Origin of the sequence: Parerythrobacter lutipelagi, assembly GCF_005434975.1 — a bacterium.
In the GTDB taxonomy this organism is placed as follows: Bacteria; Pseudomonadota; Alphaproteobacteria; order Sphingomonadales; family Sphingomonadaceae; genus Parerythrobacter_A; species Parerythrobacter_A lutipelagi.
In genome coordinates this window covers 1,605,022-1,624,427 of record NZ_SKCJ01000001.1, presented here as the reverse complement: position 1 = coordinate 1,624,427, position 19,406 = coordinate 1,605,022, and the positions used below count along the sequence as shown (strand labels likewise).

Genomic DNA, 19,406 nt, shown 5'->3' with positions numbered 1-19,406 from the left:
TCTATCTCCGTGTCAGCGCTTCCTCGCTTTGGGTCATCAGCTTCTGCATGATGTCGGCGACCGACTCTTCTTCCTTGAGCATGCCAACCGATTGGCCCGCCATGATCGAGCCGTTTTCGACATCACCATCGATCACCGCGCGGCGCAATGCACCGGCCCAATAATGTTCGATCTGCAACTGGGCCTCGCCCATCTCGATCTCGCCGGAATCGAGCCGCTTTGCGACTTCGATCTGCTTGGCGGTGAATTCCTCCGTCCCCTTGTTTTTCAGTGCGCGGACGGGGATCACCGGCAAGCGCGGATCGACCTGCACGCTGGTTATCGCGTCGCGGGCGTTGGCGCGGAAGAACGCTTTCTTGAAGTTCTCATGCGCGATTGATTCAGTCGCGCAGGCGAAACGCGTGCCGAGCTGTACGCCGACCGCGCCCATTTCCAGATAGCCCGCAATCGCCTGCCCGCGCCCGATCCCGCCGGCGACGAAGACGAGATGGTCCTCGGACAATTCAGGCAGGAATTCCTGCGCCAGCACGCTGGTCGAAACCGGGCCGATATGGCCGCCCGCTTCCATCCCTTCGATCACCAGGGCATCGCCGCCAGCCCCGCGATCCTGGCGCAGCAGCTTCTTGGCGAGCGCAAGGGTGGGCGCAAACACGATCACCTTCGCTCCGAAATCTTTGATCGCTTCGACACTTCCCTTGGGCGGGATGCCGCCTGCCAGCACGACATGGCTGACACCGTGCTTGCTGCACACATCGATCAGGTCGAACAGCTGGGGGTGCATGGTGATGAGGTTTACGCCGAACGGCTTGTCCGTCAGTTTTCTGGTCTCGGCAATCTCCGTGTCGAGCAGATCGGGCGTCATCGCGCCGCACGCGATCACCCCGAAGCCGCCGGCATTGCTGATGGCAGAGACGAGATTGCGCTCGCTGACCCAGCTCATCGCACCGCACAGGATGGCATATTCGGAACCAAGGAAATCGATGCCGCGTTGCATCAGCATGGTGGTTTTCGGAAAGCTTGTCATGGCAGCAGCGCTTAAGCGCGCGCGCCACTCACCGCAAGTCCTGCACACTGCATCCGGCCAAGTCTGGATATGCAACTCAGACGATTACTATCTGACATTTAATCGATTGGACTAATCACAAGCCCGGGCCCATTATCTCGGCATAGAACATGAAATCTGGAGGATTCGATATGGATATCAAGACTGGCGAAATGAGCGGCGGCTGCCCCTTTACCGGAAATGGCGGGACGCGCGGCCTGCTCGGCCGAACAAATCGCGACTGGTGGCCCGATGCGCTGCAGCTCGAGATTCTTACAGAGAACGGTCAATCACCCGATCCGCTGGGCGACGATTTCGATTACGCGGAAGCTTTCAATGCGCTGGATTACAACGCGCTCAAAGCCGATCTGACCGCGCTGATGACTGACAGCCAGGATTGGTGGCCGGCGGATTACGGCCATTACGGCCCGTTCTTCATCCGCATGGCGTGGCACGCGGCAGGCACCTATCGCACCGGTGACGGTCGCGGCGGTTCCTCCAGCGGGCAGCAGCGTTTCGCACCGCTCAACAGCTGGCCCGACAATGGCAACCTCGACAAGGCGCGCCGTCTGCTGTGGCCCGTCAAGCAGAAGTATGGCCGCAATATCAGCTGGGCCGATCTGTTCATTCTTACCGGCAATGTGGCGATTGAATCGATGGGCGGCCCGGTGTTCGGCTTTGGCGGCGGCCGTGCCGATGTGTTCGTTCCGGAAACTGTCTATTGGGGCACGGAAGAGAAATGGGTCGATACCGGCGCAGAAACCCGCATTCTTCCGGATGAAGGCCGCGCGCTGGAAAACCCGCTCGCCGCAATCCAGATGGGGCTCATCTACGTCAATCCGGAAGGTCCCGGCGGCAACCCGCATGACGCCGAAGGCATGGCGCGCGACATGCGCGAAACCTTTGCCCGGATGGCGATGAACGACGAGGAAACCGTTGCTCTGACAGCTGGCGGCCACGCTTTCGGCAAGGCGCATGGCGCCAAGCCGATCGATACATTCGGCGGGGCACCGGAAAGCGAAGATCTCGCTCTGCAAGGCTTTGGCTGGCTGACCGACAAGGATGAGATCGGCAAGGGCCACATCACGACATCGGGCATCGAAGGTGCCTGGACGCCGAACCCGACCGAATGGGGCGGCGATTATTTCCGTCTGCTGTTCAAATATGACTACGAGCTCGTCCAGAGCCCGGCCGGTGCAAACCAGTGGCAGCCGGTCAATCCGGACCCGGAAGACATGGCGCCGGACGCGCGGGACCCGAACAAGAAGGTCCCGACCATGATGACCACCGCCGACATGGCGCTGAAGCGTGATCCGGAATATCGCAAGATTTCCGAGCGTTTCCGTGACGATCAGGCCGCGCTCGACGATGCCTTCGCCCGCGCGTGGTTCAAGCTGTGCCACCGCGATATGGGGCCGAAAGCCCGTTATCAGGGCCCGGAAGTGCCGGCAGAAGATCTGATCTGGCAGGATCCGGTACCGCAAGGCTCGACCCCGTCGGCCAGCGCAGTCTCTGACTTCAAGTCGGCGATCCTCGGCAGCGGACTGAGCGTTAGCGAGCTGGTCAAGGCCGCCTGGTCCTCGGCTTCGACCTATCGCAATTCCGACCATCGAGGCGGTGCCAACGGCGCACGCGTTCGCTTGGCCCCGCAGAAGGACTGGGCAGCCAACGATCCGGCTGAATTGTCCAAAGTTCTGGCCAAAATCGATGAATTGCGCGGCGACCTGTCGATGGCGGATGCCATCGTGCTGGCCGGTAGCGCAGCGGTCGAGAAAGCAGCCAGCGACGGCGGCTTCGACGTAAGTGTCGATGTCTCGACCGGTCGCGGCGATGCCGGGGACGAGCACACCGATGCAGAGAGCTTCGAACCGCTCGAGCCGTTCGCTGATGCATTCCGCAACTACCTCAAGACCAAGGCTTCGGTGAAAACCGAGGACATGATGATCGACAAGGCGCATTTGCTCGGCCTGACCATCCCTGAAATGACCGCACTGGTCGGCGGGATGCGCGTGCTCGGCGCTAACAGCGGCAATTCCACGCACGGTGTGTTGACCGACCGTGTCGGCACCTTGTCGAACGACTTCTTCGTGAACCTGCTCGACATGAGCACGGAATGGGCAGTTGTCGACGAAAGCGGTGACGAGGAATTCCAAGGCAAGTGCCGCAAGACCGGTGCCGACAAGTGGACCGCGACCCGCACTGACCTCGTGTTCGGCTCGAATTCGCAGTTGCGCGCTCAGGCAGAAGTCTTCGCTGAAGCGGGCGGGGAACAAAACTTCGCTGAGACCTTTGTTCGCGCATGGACAAAGGTGATGGACGCAGGTCGCTTTTGACTTGAACTGATCCCAATGCCGCGGCCGCTTGCGGTCGCGGAACAGACCCCGAAGGCACCTCCCCCCTCGTCCTTCGGGTCGCACGAAGCCCCCGGTAATCCCTCAAGAATGGATGCCGGGGGCTTTTTGGTTTTGCGCTGCGCCGTGATGCGGCTAGTTGGCGGTGATGCCGCAAGCGATGTCTTTCCAATTTGCCGGAGCTGCCCGGATGCTTGCTGCAATCATTGCGGCAGTGGTGTTCCTGACACTGGCGCTTCAGACCACGCTCAATCTCGAGCGCGATGGTTCGCCCTTTGCCGCGTTCGCCCTGCTGATGCGGTATTTCACGATCTGGACAAATTTTGCGGCGGGCCTGATACTGGCCTGGATCGCATGGCGCGGGCGGATTGACGAACGCGTGATCTTTGCGCTCGCGACCGCGATCACCATCGTCGGGGCGGTCTATCACCTGCTGCTGTCAGCCGAGCATCATCCGGTGGGCGCAGACTGGTGGACCAATCTGATGTTCCACTCGGTGCTGCCGGTCGCAACAGTGCTTTGGTGGCTTGCGTTTTCGCGCCCGTCGGAAATGGGGTGGCGTTCGATCCCGTGGGTGATGGTGGTTCCGGTGATCTACACGATATTTGCTCAGATCGTCGGTGCAGCGACCGGGTTTTATCCGTATTTCTTTGTCGATCTGCCCAAGCTTGGCTGGGTGATGCTGTTGGTCAACCTGCTGGGTCTGTCAGTGGTTTTCATGCTGATCGCTGCCGCCCTGCTGGGCCTGCGAAGGCTTGTTGTTCGGGCATTCGCTCGACAGGTCAGATCCAGCCCGCGTCCTTGAGAACAGCGACATTCGGCCGGCTGACCGGTGCTTCGATGCCGGTATCGAGCAGCAGCCGGACATTGCGCCCCTCGCGTTTCACGCCGCCAACTGCATGGCGCGCGACCCACCAGCTGCGGTGCACCTGCATACCCTCGATCCCGTCCAGTTCCGCCATCGCATCGCGCAGACGCATGAGCACCAGCTCCGAACCCAGCGCGGTGTGCGCGCGGACATAATGGTCTTCCATCTCCAGCGCGATAAGCTCGCTGCCCAGCGCCGGCGGCAAGCGGTCGAGAAAGCCCGGTTTGGTGTCCAGTTCGACCACGGGCATTGCTGATGCTGTTGCGGCTGCAGCTGAGGGATCGGGCTTCCCGCGCTCGATCAGATGGAACAGAACGGTGATGCTCGCGCCGATTACCAGCACGTTGATATAGGTCTCGAGCGCCTGTTGCGGAGTGGGCCATGGCGGCGCATCGGGCAGGAAACCAATGGTCCAGATAATTGCCGCCAGAGGAATCGTGGCCAGCATGACGGCCGCAACCCACAGGCCGGTGGTCGGCAGGTTGAGCGATGTGTGCAACCGCTCGACGATCCAGCCCATCGGGCTGTAAACCGCATAGCCGACATAGGCGAGGCTGAGCCAGCTAAGCAGCCGAACGCCAAGTGGCGCTCCCGAGCTTCCAAATGGTCCGATAATCGCCAGCACCACGCCAATCACTGTCATGATTGCAAGGTCGATCAACAGCTTCCGCGCAAGCTGGGCAGTGGGTCCGGGTAGATCATCACTCATATCTTGCGCGAAACTAGCGCCCGTTCGCGCTTCGTAAAGTGACCACGGCCTTCAAATCCGCGCATTTCGCGAATGACCGGTCCCGTCCGCTGATCGGCGATTGCGCGCGAGCCGGCATGCGGCAGTTTGCAATCCAACGGAACAAACACGGAGATCAGCCATGACCACAGCTACACTGCCCCTCGCCGCAACGCGCAAAAACACAGGCGGCTTCGACATCGGACCCGTCACACGCATCGGCGTGGCGCTTATCGGCGGGCTTTTGACGACGCTGGCCCTGTTGGCGATTGGCCGCGGCCTGCTCGGTTTTGCCCCGGCGCATCCGAATGTCCGCGAGCTGGCGATTGTCATCCACGTCGCGACCGTCCTGCCGGCCATACCGCTCGGTGCATTCCTGCTGCTGACCCGCAAGGGCGGCAAGCGGCACAAGCAGCTCGGCAAACTCTGGATCGGCCTGATGGTAACCACCGCAGCATCGGCTATCTTCATCAAGACCAGCGGCAGCTTCAGCTTCATCCATATCTTCGTGCCGCTGACCCTGTGGAGTTCCTACAAGGTGATCGCCTCTGCGCGCCGCGGTGACATTGCGACGCACAAGAAAGAAATCCTCGGACTGTTCTTCGGCGCGCTGACCATTCCGGGGATTGTGGCGTTTGCCCTCCCGGGCCGGTTGATGAACGTCTGGCTGTTCGGCTGGCCCGCGATGTGAGGTGCGAGCGATCCGCCGCCAAACAACACAATCACGGCAGACGGAAATTATTTCGCGGCGGCGACGGATGGAATCTGCGCCGCCGCTCGTTGTTTCCTTGAACGGGCCGCAACGGATGTTGCCCGATAGATCAAGGAGACGACCGATGAACAAGCTTACCCTCGCCGCCGCACTAAGTGCACTCGTAATTTCCGCCAGCGCTGCCGCCAGCGTCGGCATGCTCTATGAGGAACAGCTTGCCCGCGCCGAAGAAGGAAAGATCCTGACTCGCCCGATTGCAGGAATCGAGAACAACCGCTGGTTCGACTACCGCAGCGATGTGCTGGAAGCCCAGAAGGAACTTACCAGCGACCTGCGTCGCGCAAGCGATCTCGAAGACCGCCGCGATGCATGGGAAGAATACGGTCACGAACTGCGCCATGAACGGCTCGACTACATTCACGACATGGCCAAGAAGGGCTATCGCGACGGAACCGTCAGCATCGGGCAGTAAACGCTCGCAAGAAAGCCGCCAATGAGAGAAAGGGCCGGAGCGATCCGGCCCTTTCTTTTTGTGTTGTACACATCTGCCAAGTGAAACCGCAGCGCGCGACTAGCGCCAGCCCGCTTCCTTGGCGGCAGCTTCGGCTTCAGCATCAAGCGCTGCGCCCTTCGCCATCCCCTGTGCCGCTTCGAGTAGGTTTGCGTCCGATGCGCCCGCCTGACGGTAGTCGGTTGACTGCGCCTCGCCGCTTGCACCGATGCGCTGCAATTGCCAGCCGCTGTTGTCGCGACACGCAATTCCCGCACTCTCACCGCTGAAGGCACGGCAGAAGCGATCGCCTTTGTCGCGGAAGCTGAGCAGAATGCGCGTATTTGCAGTCTGCCCCTGCTCTGCAACGAGTTGGTCGTTCAGCACTGAGGCCAGCTGCGCATCGGCATAGTCGCCCGTCGCCGGAGATTCCGGTCCGCCGCGCAAGGAAAACACCGCGACCGCAACCAGCGACGCGGCGAGTGCCGGCCCGGCGATGTAGCTCCAGCGCGGCAGGCGGCGTTTCGCTTCCAACCCTTCGATCTGCTCGTCGCGTGCGGCCCTGGCTTCAGCGAAGCTGACCACTTCTGCCGTCTCCGGCTCGGTCATCTCGGTTTCGTCCGGCGCTGGCGCCGTGCGACGTACGGCTTCGATCAGCGTCTCGGGCACATGCTGTTCGAGGATGGGATCGTAATGCGCCGCAAGGACGGTCTTCAGTTGCCGATGCACTTCCAGCTGGTGGCGCAGATCGGGATCGGCCGCGAGCGCTTTCGAGACACGGGCGTGTTCCGCCGCTTCCAGTTCGCCGTCGGCAAAGGCCGCCAGTTCTTCACGGGTTACGGTCATGCCGCTTCTCCCAGGAGTTCCATTAATGCATCGCGCCCCCGCACGAGCCGCGAATTCATTGTGCCGACCGGGCAGCCGACGATTTCGGCAGCTTCCTTGTAGGCGTAGCCTTCAACCATCACGAGCAAGACGGCTTCGCGCTGGTCTTCGGGCAGGCGCTGCATCGCGCGATCGATGTGATTCAATTCGACCACTGCTTCCTGCGCGCCCATGCCGCCTTGTCCCGCACCGGCCTCTTCAGCCAGGAAGGTTTGCGAGCGGCGGCCGCGCGCGCGGGTTTCATCGATCCATAAATTGCGCATGATGCGATACATCCAGCTGTCGAGCCGGGTGCCTTGCTGCCACTTATCCTGGCTCGTCAGCGCCCGTTCGACGGTCATCTGGCAAAGATCATCGGCATCGCTCGCGTGGCCGGTCAGCCCGGTCGCGAAGCGTCGCAAACGGGGCAGCAGGTCCAGCATATCGCGTTCGAAACCCGTGCTCAGTGTCCTTGCCTTTCATGGATTAAACGTACGAGCTCATGCGTTTAATCCATGCTTAATGCGAAATCTGCGAAGGACAAAACAATGTGGTGGAGATTTGCACGACTGGTCATGCCTTTGGTGGCAGCGTTTGCGCTGCTGCCTTCAGGTGCGATGGCGCAACTGGGCGCGCTGCCACAGGTCAACCTGCCGCCGGTGGGGCCGACAGTGGGTGGCGCGCTTGAGACGACCACCCGCGAAGTCGGCGCACTGGACCGCAGGACGCAGCGCCTGGTCGACCAGCTCGCGCGGGAGAGGTTGCGCGATATCGACCGACTGGTCCGCCGCAATGCCGACCGGATCGAACAAGATACCTCAGGCGCACCGGCGCGGCGCGGTGAATTGCTCGCCATGGCCTTGACTGATGGCCAGCAAGCAACGCTCGAGCGCGCGGGCTTTCGTGTGCTCGGAACCGAACGGATTGAAGATCTGTCGCTCAGTGTGACCCGCCTGAGCACGCCTGAAGGGCTCAACCTCGCTGACGCGCAGGCCGTCGTCTCGAGCCTCGCGCCCGATGCCAGCATCACCCCAGACCACCTCTATTTCCAGGCCGGAGCGGCCTCCGCCACACTGGCAATATCGATGCAGGGAACAGCCTCTATCTCTACCCCGGTGGGCGTCATCGACGGCGGACCGAGCAGCGCAGTACCAGTTACCGACCGCAAGGGCTTCGCGAACGGCGCACCAATGGCCAGCAACCATGGAACCGCCGTTGCAGGCCTGCTGCGCGAGGCGGGCGTGCGCACGATTTATGCCGCCGATGTATACGGCAACGATCCGGCGGGCGGAAATGCACTCGCCATTGCCAAGGCGCTCGGCTGGACGGTGGGGCGGGGAAGCAAGGTCGTGACGATCAGCCTGGTCGGGCCGCGCAACCCGGTTCTCGAAGGGGCGATTCGTGCAGCTCAACGTCGCGGAGCTACGGTGGTCGCTGCCGTCGGTAACGATGGTCCCGCCGCCCCGCCCGCTTTTCCTGCGTCGTATGACGGGGTGATCGCGGTGACCGCTGTCGACCGGCGCAACCGCGCGCTGATCGAAGCAGGCCGTGCGCTGCATCTCGACTACGCCGCCCCCGGCGCGGATTTCCACGGTCTCGACGCGCGTGGAAAGCGGATCAAGCTGCGCGGCACTTCCTATGCGGCACCGCTGGTGACCGCCCGCATCGCAGCGCATGGTGCGGGGAATTGGCGCAGCAAACTCGACCGCGAAGCACGCGATCTCGGAGCCAAAGGTCCTGATTCCACGTACGGACGCGGCCTCGTGTGTGAACGGTGTGTCGCGCGCTAAAACGAAAAATGGAAAAATTTTCCAGTCTGATGGATTAAACGCAAACCGGCATCCGTTGTCTTCTCGAACAGGACGAGAACCCGCTCCTGCGAAAGAATGACGAAAGGACAAGCCATGAAGAAGACCCTGATTGCAGCAACCGCTCTGACCTTGGCGAGCGCAGCCTTTTCCGCTCCGGCCCACGCCCAGCTACTCGGCGGCGGGGGCCTTGGCGGCACAATCGGCGGAACCGTCGGCTCGGTCAGCGATGTTGCCCCGACCGTCCGCGGCACCACTTCAACGATCCGATCCACCACCAACAGCGCCGTTCGCGGAAGCGCCCGCACTGAAGGCAGCCAGTCGGTTGACCGCCGCTCGGGCCGCGTGGAAGCGAACCGTAGCGCTGACGGCAATGTCACCACCAGTGTAACTCAGCTCGCTACTACGCCCATCGGTGCCGTTGGCGGTTCTGCAACCGGCGAGGGCTCGGCTTCAGGCAACGGCAACGCCGAATCACAGCTTATCGGCACCGATGCCGCGCGCCGCGCTGCGCAGCAGACGGTTGGTCAAGCACGTAACCTTGCCGCCCCACTCGTTCAGCAGGCTCGCCAGGCTCCCGGCGCTGCGACGAACACCGTCGGCGGTATGGGATCAGCGAGCGGTGAAGGCTCGGCTTCGGGCTCGGGCAATGGCTCCGTCAATCTCGCCGGATCGACCCTTGCCGCAGCGGGCAGCGTAGCAGCAGCCGGTCAGGGCATGACCGCCATTTCGCCCGGCATGCCGGTGATTGCGCCGAACGGCGAACAGCTCGGACGCGTGCGCCAGGTCATCACGAACAATCGTGGCCGCATCCAGCAGGTGCTGGTCGAAAACCGCAATGGCGAGTTCTTCATGCCCGCCGGAGACCTGACCGCCAGCGGCAACGCGCTGTTCGCCGGCTCGGGCTCTGCATCGGGCGGCACGCAGCCGACCGAAGACCAGCCGGTCGATGGACGCGAAGACACCGCACAGTAAGCACCTCCCTGGTTGCCGACCTACCCTGCGGCAACCAACCCTGCAGAGCCCCCGGACGACGATCCGTCGCCCGGGGGCTTGCATCAGGGGATTATCGACTCAAGCCGCTTCGTCGGCAGCATCCAGCCCATAGGCGGTGTGCAGCACGCGCACGGCCAGTTCGGTTTCGTCCTCGTCGATCATGACGCTGATCTTGATTTCCGAGGTCGAGATCGCCTGGATGTTGATGCCGCGATCGGACAGCGCGCGGAACATGCTGCTGGCGACGCCCGCGTGGCTCTTCATGCCGACACCGACGACGCTGATCTTCGCAATGCTGCTGTCGGTAATGATGCGATTGAAACCGATTTCTCCGCGCTTGTCTTCCAGCAACGCCTGCGCGCGCGCGAGATCGGTTTGCGGGACAGTGAAGGTTACGTCGGTCTCGCCCTTGTCGCGGCCAACGTTCTGGATGATCATATCGACATTGATCGAGGCTGCGGCGAGGGGTTCGAAAATATGCGCCACCGCACCCGGCTTGTCGGGCACGCGGGTGAGGATGATCTTCGCCTCGTTCTTGTCATGCGCTATGCCGGTCACGTGCTGGCGTTCCATGTCGCCTTCCTCCAAAATGCGGTCCATCTCCTCTTCGGAGACGATCAGGGTTCCAGGTAATTCGTCGGCAGGTGTCGCGTCATCGTCGATGAAGCTGGACAGGACCTGGACCCGTACGCCCTCTTTCATCGCGAGCCCGACAGAGCGGGTTTGCAAGACCTTCGCGCCCACGCTCGCAAGTTCGAGCATTTCCTCGTAAGTCACGGCTTTCAGCTTGCGCGCCTTCGCCACAATCCGCGGGTCGGTGGTGTAGACCCCGTCGACATCGGTGTAGATGTCGCAGCGGTCGGCACCGATTGCGGCAGCCACTGCCACGGCCGAAGTGTCGGACCCCCCGCGCCCCAGTGTCGCTATGCGTCCGTCGTCGGTGACACCCTGAAAACCCGGGATCACAGCCACCTCGCCCGCTTCCATCGCTGCAATCATGCCGGGCGCGTCCATGCTTTCGATCCGCGCCTTGGCGTGCGCGTCGCTGGTCCGCATCGGCATCTGCCAGCCAAGCCAGCTGCGCGCCTTGCAGCCCAGTCCTTGCAGGGTGAGCGCGAGAAGCCCGCTGGTCACTTGCTCGCCGCTGGAAACAACGACATCGTATTCTGCCGGATCGTACAGCGCGTGCGCTTCGCGGCAGAAATTGACCAGCCGGTCGGTTTCGCCGGCCATTGCAGAGACAACCACGGCCACCTGATGCCCCGCAGCCTGCTGGCGGCGGACGATATTGGCCACGCGCCGGATGCGCTCGGTTCCGGCCATCGAAGTGCCGCCGAATTTCATCACGATACGCGCCAAGGGATTGCCTCCGGTCTCGCTGGTGCGGGTCTGTTGCGGCTGTTAGGGTGCACACATGAGTGATGCAACAGAATCGGCGAAAACGAAAACTTCAGGCGCTTCAAATGCGCCGATGACAAGTGGCACGACCATTCGCCCGGAAGAAGCGGCGCATTTCGGCCAGCTGGCGGCGGAATGGTGGGATCCGAAGGGTTCGTCGGCCATGCTTCACAAGCTCAACCCCGTCCGGCTGCGATTCGTCCGCGAGGCGATCGACATGCACTGGGCGGGCGATATTGAAAGCGTGCGCCCGCTAGCGGGCAAGAGCGCGCTCGACGTGGGTTGCGGCGCGGGCCTACTGTGCGAACCGCTTGCGCGGCTCGGTGCGGATGTCACCGGGGTCGATGCTGCGCCGGAGAACGTGGCAGCTGCCGCCGCGCATGCAGAGGGTGCGGGGCTCGATATCCGTTACATGGCTGGCGAGATCGGCAGCCTCGACATCGGCCAGTTCGATCTGGTCACCAGCATGGAAGTGATCGAGCACGTCGCTGACAAACGCGCCTTTGTTGCTGCCTTGGCAGACCGGCTGGCACCCGGCGGGCTGATGGTGCTTTCGACGCCGAACCGCACCGCTGCCAGCCGATTGCTCCTGATCGGCGCAGCCGAAGCTGTTGGCGCAATCCCGCGCGGGACGCATCACTGGGACGATTTCATCACCCCTGACGAGTTGGCAGCCTTGCTGGAAGATGCAGGCATGACGGTGACCGCACGCAAGGGTATCGGCTTCAGCGTAGCCAAGGGACTTCACCTGTCAGACGATGAAAACCTGAATTACATACTGAGCGCCAGGCGCAGTTGAGCCGGACCTAATTGCAGTTCGCAATGGTCACCGGCGGTGAAGCCTTGCCGGTGTTGGAAATGAATTCCACCCGGAATTTGCCGCCTGCATCGATCACGCTGCGATTGCCTGAATTGTCGCAGATGCTGGGGCGCAGCATTTTGCGCATGACATTTGGGTCCATCACCTGATTACCGGTCGGCAGATTCTCGATCTTCAACACCAGCGTATCGCCGCCTTCGGCAGCGGCGCTAACCTGAGCGTTGCCCATTTCGCCGGCGAGCATTGCCTGCCCGTCCGTGTTGATGAAATTGGCCGCACCTTCGAGCGTTTGCGGCAGGTTCTGTTCACTCACGCCCGGCCCGCAAGCGGTCAGCGTTGCAGCAAGGACGGAAATGGTAACAATGCGCATCATGCGGCCCCCTTCGTAAACTCACTGGCGGCGATAGGCTGAATTGATGAAGGTTTTGTAAGACCAGCCGAACTATTCGATCAGGCCTTCGGCACAAGCCCGACCGCCAAAGATCGGATCGTCCATGAACAGCCCGTCAACGCCGATTTTTTCCAGCTTGAAAGCCATCTGGATGTCACCGCAGCCGGTACCGGCAGGATCGGTTCCCGATTGCAGCGCGGGCGGCAGAAAAGTGTTCTCTTTGCGCAATGTCCAGGCATGGACTTTCAATCCGGCGGCATGGGCATCTCGTACCAGCGAAGTCGCATTTGCCTCTCCGTTCAGGATCAGCCGGATATCCACCCCGATCGCATCGGCATAGGTCGCAATTTCAGCGAGGCCCGTAGGGGTTATCATTTCGGCATAACGCATCTCCGGCTCGTCCGCCGGGCCGCCCTCGGTGCCGACCAGTTGCACCAGCTTGAAATCGCTCCGCTTGTCGAGCCGTTGCAGCGGACCGACTTCGAAGCTCTGGATGAACACCGGATCGCCCGGCGTCACGCCCAGCCGCTTCAGCTCGAGCAGCAGCAGATCGACCATATCGATTCCTTCTTCCTGCAACAGGAAATCGGAATGCTTGAGTTCGGGATAGAGGCCCACCTTGCGCCCGGTTAGCGCTTCCTTAGCGCGGATCAGCTTGACGATCTCTTCCAGCGTGGGAACCTGATACAGCCCGTCGAACCGCGCGTTCAGCGGCCGGATACCCGGAATGCGTTCCTTCGCGCGCAAGGTGCGCAATTCGGCGAGAGTGAAGTCCTCTGCGAAAAAACCGTTGATCAGCTCGCCGTCGATCTCCTTCGAGCGGCGGCGGCTGGAAAACTCCTCGCGGCTGGCGACATCGGTGGTTTGCGAAATCTCGTTTTCATGCCGTGCCACCAGCGCGCCGTCCTTCGTCACGACCAGATCGGGCTCGATGTAATCCGCCCCATGATCGATTGCGAGCTCGTAAGCCGCAAGCGTGTGCTCGGGCCGCTCGCCGCTCGCCCCGCGATGCGCGATGATGATGGGTGTCTCGGCCACAGCGGGCGCCGCAACAGCAAAAGCCAGCGCGGCCAGGATGACATTCTTCAAAAGGCAGCTTCCCATTCTTCCGGCTTGAAGCCGACCAGCAGGCCGCCCCCGGTATCGCCATCATGCTCCACAATCGGCCGCTTGATCATCGATGGATGCTGAACCAGCAATGACACAGCCTTGGCGGGATCGATATCGGCCTTGTCCTCGTCGGGCAGCTTGCGGAAAGTGGTGCCGCGCCGGTTGAGCACGGTATCGACACCGGCGGCATCGATCCACCCGGCGACCTTGCCCGCATCGGCGCCTTCTTTCTTGTAGTCATGGAAGGTGTAATCGCGGCCCTTCGCCTCCAGCCAGTTTCGCGCCTTCTTGACGGTGTCGCAATTGGGGATGCCGTAAAGGTGTATGGTCATGGGTCTTTCCTACCAGGATTTGCTCAGATGCGCGTCGGCGATCGCGGCGGCCAGCGCATCGGCCGCATCGGCGCCCGCGATAGCCGCACCGGGCAGCAAAACTTTCAGCATCGCCTGCACCTGGGCCTTGTCCGCCGCGCCCGTGCCGACGACCGCCTTCTTGACCAGCCGCGCCGCATGTTCGTTGACCGGCAGGTTTGCAGCCCCGCACGCGGCCAGCACCGCGCCGCGCGCTTGCGCCAGCTTGAGCGTGGATTGCGGGTTCTTGTTGACGAACACTTCCTCGCAGGCGGCGCGATCGGGGCGGTGAGAAACGATCACATCGGCAAGCGCGGTCTGCAGATGCGCCAGCCGCAGCGCCATCGGCGCTTTGGCGTCGGTTTTGACCTGACCGTTGGCGACATGGCTCAGGCGCGATCCCTCTGCCCGGATGACGCCCCAGCCGGTGCAACTGAGCGAAGGATCGAGGCCGAGGATTATCACCAGGCTCAATCGCCGAGTTTGGCCATCACTTCGTCGGAAATCTCGTAATTGCCCCAAACGGTCTGCACATCGTCATCATCGTCGAGCACATCGATCAGCTTGAGCAGGGTCGAGGCGTTCTTCTCGTCCATTTCAACCGTCAGGTTGGGTTTCCATGCCAGCTTGACTTCCTTCGCTTCGCCCAGCGCTTTCTCCAGGCTTGTGGCGACTTCGTGGAGATCCTCCGGTGCGGTCCAGATCTCGTGCCCCTCGTCCGACGAAGCGATGTCTTCAGCACCCGCTTCCATCGCCGCTTCGAGCACCTTGTCCTCGCTTCCGGCATCGGCGCCATATTCGATGTAGCCGAGCCGTTCGAAGCCATGCGCAACCGAGCCTTCCGTACCCAAATTCCCGCCGTGCTTGCTGAACGCGGTGCGCACGGCGGTTGCAGTGCGGTTGCGGTTGTCGGTCAGGGCTTCGACAATCATTGCGCTGCCGCCCGGGCCATAGCCTTCGTAACGGACTTCTTCGTAATTCTCGTCATCCCCGGTGCTTGCCTTGTCGATTGCGCGCTGGATGTTATCCTTCGGCATCGACTGAGCCTTGGCCGTGTTGACCGCCAGCCGCAGTCGCGGGTTCATGTCCGGATCGGGCGTGCCCATCTTCGCCGCAACGGTAATTTCGCGGGATAGCTTGGAAAACAGGTTGGAGCGCTTCTTGTCCTGCGCACCCTTGCGGTGCATGATATTCTTGAATTTGGAATGGCCTGCCATGGGTCTGCCCGGTTTTTTAACGATTGGATGGCAGGCGCATTAGCCCCATGACAGGCACTATAACAACCCCGGATACACCCGGCACCGAAACACGCGAATTCGCCGGAAGCACGCGCGGCGAATGGCGATCGTATCTCGCGTTTCTGCGCAGTCCCGCACTGCCCGCGAATGTCACCGGGATCAGCCAGTTCTCGCTGGTCGCAACGCTGCAGATGCTGGTGCTCGACCTGCTGATCATCGGCGGCCTCATCATCTGCGCCATGACGGCGGCCGCGTTGCTTGGATTTGAACCGCCCGCCAATGCGCTGGACGAGCTTGAATGGACGCCGCTGATCATCATCGCGGTCGTGCTCGTCGCCCCGATTATCGAAGAAATCGCGTTTCGCGGCTGGCTGTCAGGCAGGCCCGCAGCCGTATTGTCGCTGGTTGTGCTGGGTGCCGGCGTTGCAGGGCTGGTGCTCGCTGGTGAAGCGAACCCTCTGGCGGGATCAGGGCTGTTTTTCGTGTCGCTTCTCGGCGCAGTTCTTGTCGCAGTGCTGCTGCGCAAACAGCTACCGTGGGGCTGGTTCAGCCGCGCTTTTCCGCTGTTTTTCTGGATCAGCACGCTCGCCTTCGCGCTGGTCCACCTGAGCAACTACACCGAGGGTTCGCTCGCCACTCTGCTGCCGTTCGTCATTCCGCAATTCATCAGTGGCTCTATCTTCGGCTACGCGCGGGTCCGTTACGGACTGTGGTCGAGCATTCTGCTCCACATCGCGCACAACGGTGCGCTGGTGGCGGTGATCGTTACCGCGATCAAATTCGCAGTCTAGGAACCGGAAGTCTGGCGCCTGAGTTTGGCGGTTCCGCCTTCCGGCAATCCTTCCCGCCGCGCGTTCTTGCGCGGCGGAAGTCCGGATGGGCGGTCTCTACTTAGCCTAGGCCGAGCGCCGCCTTGTAGGTGTCGAGCACCATTTCCATCTCGTTGCGGTCGTTGGCGTCCATCTTCCGCAGGCGAACGACCTGGCGCATGATCTTGGGGTCGTAGCCGACGGCCTTGGCCTCTGCGTAAACGTCCCGGATGTCGTCGGCGATGCCCTTTTTCTCTTCTTCGAGGCGTTCGATGCGTTCGATCAGCAGGCGCAGGCGGTCGTCGGTGGCTTCAGCCATTATGAGTCTCCAAGAATCGGATGTGAATCGGTTGGCCACCCGATAGCGAGGAGCAACGCCGGATTGAACAGGGGTTGGAAATTATTCCTGTGCGTTCTTCAGAAGGCTTGCCTCCATTGCCGCAACCTGTTCATCGGTCGCGGGCCTCTGGCGGGTGGCTTTCCACTCCTCCATCGGCATTCCGTGGATGAGCGCGCGTGCCGCAGGCTTGTCACCGTCAAACCCTGCGTCCCTGATCCAGTCGGCGAGGCAATTTCGGCAGAACCCGGCCAGACCCATCAGTTCAATGTTCTGGGCATCGTGGCGGTGGCGCAGGTGGCGCACCAGCCGCCGAAACGCGGCAGCTGCTACGGCATCGGGCAATTGATCGAGGCTGTCGGTTGAATTCGTATCCATTGGCGCTTTTCCTTGTCTTGCAACACGGCTGTGCCATAGCTCTGCCCCTATGACAAAAGCCGAGCAGAAGCCCGACCACACCCAGATCGACCCGCGCGGCCGCAAGGTGAAAATCCTCGCCACGACCGGTCCGGCGACCAAAGACCCGGCCATGCTGCGCAAGCTGTTCAAGGCAGGGGTCGATGCGTTCCGCGTCAATATGAGCCATGGCGACCACGCCACCCACGCCAACACAATCAAGGCCATCCGCGATCTGGAGAAAGAATTCCACCGCCCGATCGCCATTTTCTGCGATTTGCAGGGCCCCAAACTGCGCGTTGGCAAGTTCAAGGACGGCAAGGCAGTCATCCGCCATTCGGGCCATTTCACGCTCGATCGCAATCCCGAACCGGGCGATGAAACCCGGGTCGAATTGCCGCACCCCGAACTGTTCGGCCTGCTGGAAAAGGGCCAGCGATTGCTGATCAACGATGGCAAGATCCGCTTGCGGGTGATCGAAGCAAAAGACGACGCCATCCTGTGTTCGGCAGAAGTCGGCGGGGTCATTTCGGACCGCAAGGGCGTGAACGTGCCCGATGCGGAGATCCCCATTCCGGCGCTGACCGACAAGGACCGCAAGGACCTTGCATTCGCTGTCCAGCAAGGGGCCGACTGGATCGGTCTCAGCTTTGTCCAGCGGCCGGAAGATCTGGCCGAGGCACGCAAGCTGATGGGCGGGCATGGCGCGCTGTGTGCGAAGATCGAAAAGCCGATGGCAGTGCGCCGGCTGGATGAAATCATCGAGATGTCCGACGGCGTGATGGTCGCGCGCGGGGATCTGGGCGTCGAGCTGGAGCCGCAGGAAGTCCCGCCGCTGCAGAAGCGCATCGTCAACAAGACGCGGCTGATGGGCAAGCCGGTGATCGTCGCGACCCAGATGCTCGAAAGCATGATCGAAAGCCCTGCCCCGACCCGCGCTGAAGTGTCCGACGTGGCGAACGCGGTCTATGACGGGGCCGATGCAGTCATGCTGTCTGCTGAAACCGCAGCGGGCGACTGGCCGGAAGAAGCGGTGACGATCATGGACAAGATTGCCGTTCAGGTGGAGGATGACGAAGCCTATCTGGAACGGGTGCGCATGCTCGACACCCCGCCCGATCCGACCACGGCCGACGCATTGAGCCATGCCTGCATGACCATTGCCGACACAGTGCCGATCAGCGCGATCACCGTGTTCACCGGCAGTGGCTCGACCGCAAGGCGCGTGGCGCGCGAACGGCCGAGCGTACCGATGCTGGTGCTCACCCCGTCAATGCGCACCGCGCGCCGGCTGGCCTTGCTGTGGGGAACCCATGCGGTTGCGACGAAGGACATCGGCAGTTTCGAAGAGATGATCGCGAAGGGCAAGCGCATGGCGCTGCGCCACCGTTTCGCCAAAGCGGGGAGCAAGATGATCGCCTTGGCCGGGGTGCCGTTCGGGACACCGGGCAGCACAAATCTGCTCCATGTCGTGACGCTGCGCGGCGACGAGCTCGACAGGCACGAGAAATAAGGACCGGAGCGCATCGGCACAAGCGATGAGAGGCCGCTTCGATTCCCGCCCGCTGCTCTGGCTGGTCCTTGCATTGCCGGGGATATGGATTCTAGGCCGCTGGGCCGCGACGCCGGATACTTATGGGTATGGCCACGCAATCGGCGATAGCGGCGACTGGTCGGCGTGGCTGCTCATGGTGACGCTGGCTGTCACCCCGGTCCGGCTGCTGTTCCGGCGAGCGGGATGGGCCAAGTGGCTGATGCGGCGGCGGCGCGATCTGGGCGTGGCAAGCTTTGCCTATGCCGCTGGTCACACAGCCATCTATCTGTGGCGCAAAGGCTCGCTCGACACCGTTCTTTCCGAGCTTTCCACCGACTACATTCTGGTCGGCTGGCTTGCGTTTGCACTGTTCGTCCCGCTGGCCGTCACGTCCAACGATGTGTCGATGCGGGCACTCAAGCAATCATGGAAGACACTGCACCGGCTGGTCTATCCGGCGGCGATCCTCGTCTTCCTGCATTGGGTCTGGTCTGCCTTCGACCCGACCACGGCCTGGATCCATATCGGAATCCTGGCCGCGATCGAGATCGTCAGGGTCGCCATTCAGGTCCGTCAGAGAGTGACGTAATTCTTGAAGCGCGCGACTTCGGCTTCATCGACATATTTGCCGATCTCGCGGTCGAAATCGCCCATTTCAGCATAGGGCCGGTATTCCTCGAATTCATGGACCATCTTGTCGGTCATGCCGGGGATGAGGCGGATTTCTTCTTCGCTGCCGTTGTTGAGGCTTACCGGAACGAAAACCGCAGTGAGGATCTTCGCCGCATCTTCCTTCGAAACGGTTTCCAGCAACTTGGTGTTGAGGTCGGTCACGCTCGCGTAGGGCTGGCCGGCAACGATTGCTTCGGCGAGTTCGGCGGTCATACCGTCAACCGCAGCAAGCTGTTCTGCCGTCGCACTGTTCGGGTCGAGCACGGCGGATTCAGCGGCAGCATCCGCCGCAGCAGTGTCGCCGGCAACCGCTTCCCCATTGGTCTCGGCGGTTTCGCCACCCTCTCCGGCTCCCGGAGAACAGGCTGCGAGGGCCAGAACGGAGCCGGTAAGTGCGGCGGCGGCAATCAGTTTGCGCATGGGCGAATCTTTCTTGTTGCTAAAGGTTCTCAATATCAGAATGCAGTGCGATGCGAAGCGGTTTCTGGCAAGA

At 62.0% G+C, this 19,406-nt stretch carries 23 protein-coding genes; 10 read left to right on the top strand and 13 right to left on the bottom strand.

All coding sequences use genetic code 11. The features are described from left to right. Position 1 precedes the first annotated feature (1 nt). Positions 2 to 1,024: an NAD(P)H-dependent flavin oxidoreductase gene (locus E0502_RS08040; RefSeq protein WP_137677373.1), complete on the bottom strand. Its 1,023-nt coding sequence runs from the start codon at positions 1,022 to 1,024 to the stop codon at positions 2 to 4. Positions 1,025 to 1,194: 170 nt separating this feature from the next. On the opposite strand from E0502_RS08040, the gene katG reads away from it, so the two are divergent. Beyond that, entirely contained in the window at positions 1,195 to 3,375 is a 2,181-nt protein-coding gene (gene katG / locus E0502_RS08035; protein WP_137677372.1) for a catalase/peroxidase HPI, read from the top strand. Positions 3,376 to 3,583: 208 nt separating this feature from the next. Beyond that, entirely contained in the window at positions 3,584 to 4,198 is a 615-nt protein-coding gene (locus tag E0502_RS08030) for a Pr6Pr family membrane protein (protein ID WP_137677371.1), read from the top strand. Here E0502_RS08030 and E0502_RS08025 read toward each other — a convergent pair. After that, the gene (locus tag E0502_RS08025; RefSeq protein WP_137677370.1) at positions 4,176 to 4,970 is read right to left on the bottom strand and encodes a LytTR family DNA-binding domain-containing protein; all 795 of its coding nucleotides are present in this window, start codon (positions 4,968 to 4,970) and stop codon (positions 4,176 to 4,178) included. The two genes, E0502_RS08030 and E0502_RS08025, sit on opposite strands and share 23 nt — an antisense overlap. Before the next feature lie 160 nt (positions 4,971 to 5,130). On the opposite strand from E0502_RS08025, the gene E0502_RS08020 reads away from it, so the two are divergent. After that, complete coding sequence (locus E0502_RS08020; protein WP_137677369.1) at positions 5,131 to 5,679, top strand: DUF2306 domain-containing protein; 549 nt, start codon at positions 5,131 to 5,133, stop codon at positions 5,677 to 5,679. A 145-nt stretch (positions 5,680 to 5,824) separates the two neighbouring features. Then, a complete protein-coding gene (locus E0502_RS08015; protein ID WP_137677368.1) occupies positions 5,825 to 6,172 on the top strand; it encodes a hypothetical protein in 348 nt (115 codons plus the stop codon). 99 nt (positions 6,173 to 6,271) lie between these two features. Here E0502_RS08015 and E0502_RS08010 read toward each other — a convergent pair whose 3' ends face one another. Both E0502_RS08010 and E0502_RS08005 read right to left on the bottom strand, forming a co-directional pair. Further along, the gene (locus E0502_RS08010; protein WP_137677367.1) at positions 6,272 to 7,036 is read right to left on the bottom strand and encodes an anti-sigma factor family protein; all 765 of its coding nucleotides are present in this window, start codon (positions 7,034 to 7,036) and stop codon (positions 6,272 to 6,274) included. Beyond that, entirely contained in the window at positions 7,033 to 7,497 is a 465-nt protein-coding gene (locus E0502_RS08005; protein WP_137677366.1) for an RNA polymerase sigma factor, read from the bottom strand. The genes E0502_RS08010 and E0502_RS08005 overlap by 4 nt, the downstream gene beginning before the upstream one ends. A 105-nt stretch (positions 7,498 to 7,602) precedes the next feature. On the opposite strand from E0502_RS08005, the gene E0502_RS08000 reads away from it, so the two are divergent. Beyond that, positions 7,603 to 8,844 carry a S8 family serine peptidase gene (locus E0502_RS08000; RefSeq protein WP_240048910.1) on the top strand — a complete coding sequence of 414 codons (1,242 nt, stop codon included), beginning with the start codon at positions 7,603 to 7,605 and terminating at the stop codon, positions 8,842 to 8,844. A gap of 114 nt (positions 8,845 to 8,958) precedes the next feature. Then, positions 8,959 to 9,837 (top strand): hypothetical protein, encoded by an 879-nt coding sequence (locus tag E0502_RS07995; protein WP_137677365.1) that lies wholly within the window; start codon positions 8,959 to 8,961, stop codon positions 9,835 to 9,837. A 99-nt stretch (positions 9,838 to 9,936) separates the two neighbouring features. Here E0502_RS07995 and E0502_RS07990 read toward each other — a convergent pair whose 3' ends face one another. After that, a complete protein-coding gene (locus E0502_RS07990; protein ID WP_137677364.1) occupies positions 9,937 to 11,217 on the bottom strand; it encodes an aspartate kinase in 1,281 nt (426 codons plus the stop codon). Positions 11,218 to 11,329: 112 nt separating this feature from the next. Between E0502_RS07990 and ubiG the strand changes: the two genes are divergently transcribed. Then, positions 11,330 to 12,055 (top strand): bifunctional 2-polyprenyl-6-hydroxyphenol methylase/3-demethylubiquinol 3-O-methyltransferase UbiG, encoded by a 726-nt coding sequence (gene ubiG / locus E0502_RS07985; protein WP_137677585.1) that lies wholly within the window; start codon positions 11,330 to 11,332, stop codon positions 12,053 to 12,055. 7 nt (positions 12,056 to 12,062) lie between these two features. On the opposite strand, the gene E0502_RS07980 is transcribed toward ubiG, so the two are convergent. The 5 genes from E0502_RS07980 to E0502_RS07960 form a co-directional block, all read right to left on the bottom strand. Continuing rightward, complete coding sequence (locus E0502_RS07980) at positions 12,063 to 12,449, bottom strand: hypothetical protein (RefSeq protein WP_137677363.1); 387 nt, start codon at positions 12,447 to 12,449, stop codon at positions 12,063 to 12,065. Between the two features lie 69 nt (positions 12,450 to 12,518). Further along, the gene (locus E0502_RS07975) at positions 12,519 to 13,571 is read right to left on the bottom strand and encodes a glycerophosphodiester phosphodiesterase family protein (RefSeq protein ID WP_137677362.1); all 1,053 of its coding nucleotides are present in this window, start codon (positions 13,569 to 13,571) and stop codon (positions 12,519 to 12,521) included. Beyond that, entirely contained in the window at positions 13,553 to 13,909 is a 357-nt protein-coding gene (locus E0502_RS07970; RefSeq protein WP_137677361.1) for an arsenate reductase, read from the bottom strand. The genes E0502_RS07975 and E0502_RS07970 overlap by 19 nt, the downstream gene beginning before the upstream one ends. Positions 13,910 to 13,918: 9 nt before the next feature. Continuing rightward, positions 13,919 to 14,392 carry a crossover junction endodeoxyribonuclease RuvC gene (ruvC, locus tag E0502_RS07965; protein ID WP_137677584.1) on the bottom strand — a complete coding sequence of 158 codons (474 nt, stop codon included), beginning with the start codon at positions 14,390 to 14,392 and terminating at the stop codon, positions 13,919 to 13,921. 5 nt (positions 14,393 to 14,397) lie between these two features. Beyond that, positions 14,398 to 15,144 carry a YebC/PmpR family DNA-binding transcriptional regulator gene (locus E0502_RS07960; protein WP_137677360.1) on the bottom strand — a complete coding sequence of 249 codons (747 nt, stop codon included), beginning with the start codon at positions 15,142 to 15,144 and terminating at the stop codon, positions 14,398 to 14,400. A gap of 47 nt (positions 15,145 to 15,191) precedes the next feature. On the opposite strand from E0502_RS07960, the gene E0502_RS07955 reads away from it, so the two are divergent. Then, positions 15,192 to 15,956, top strand: coding sequence for a CPBP family glutamic-type intramembrane protease (locus E0502_RS07955; protein WP_137677359.1), 765 nt, complete (start codon positions 15,192 to 15,194; stop codon positions 15,954 to 15,956). A 100-nt stretch (positions 15,957 to 16,056) separates the two neighbouring features. On the opposite strand, the gene E0502_RS07950 is transcribed toward E0502_RS07955, so the two are convergent. After that, the gene (locus tag E0502_RS07950) at positions 16,057 to 16,293 is read right to left on the bottom strand and encodes a DUF2312 domain-containing protein (protein ID WP_137677358.1); all 237 of its coding nucleotides are present in this window, start codon (positions 16,291 to 16,293) and stop codon (positions 16,057 to 16,059) included. An 81-nt stretch (positions 16,294 to 16,374) separates the two neighbouring features. Beyond that, on the bottom strand, positions 16,375 to 16,689 hold the full coding sequence (locus E0502_RS07945) for a DUF1244 domain-containing protein (RefSeq protein ID WP_137677357.1): 315 nt from the start codon (positions 16,687 to 16,689) through the stop codon (positions 16,375 to 16,377). A gap of 49 nt (positions 16,690 to 16,738) precedes the next feature. Here E0502_RS07945 and pyk point away from each other — a divergent pair, with 49 nt between their 5' ends. Both pyk and E0502_RS07935 read left to right on the top strand, forming a co-directional pair. After that, the gene (pyk, locus tag E0502_RS07940) at positions 16,739 to 18,220 is read left to right on the top strand and encodes a pyruvate kinase (RefSeq protein WP_137677356.1); all 1,482 of its coding nucleotides are present in this window, start codon (positions 16,739 to 16,741) and stop codon (positions 18,218 to 18,220) included. 25 nt (positions 18,221 to 18,245) lie between these two features. Further along, positions 18,246 to 18,830, top strand: coding sequence for a protein-methionine-sulfoxide reductase heme-binding subunit MsrQ (locus E0502_RS07935; protein WP_137677355.1), 585 nt, complete (start codon positions 18,246 to 18,248; stop codon positions 18,828 to 18,830). On the opposite strand, the gene E0502_RS07930 is transcribed toward E0502_RS07935, so the two are convergent. Then, on the bottom strand, positions 18,815 to 19,333 hold the full coding sequence (locus E0502_RS07930; protein ID WP_137677354.1) for a ComEA family DNA-binding protein: 519 nt from the start codon (positions 19,331 to 19,333) through the stop codon (positions 18,815 to 18,817). The genes E0502_RS07935 and E0502_RS07930 overlap by 16 nt on opposite strands. Positions 19,334 to 19,406: the final 73 nt, after the last annotated feature.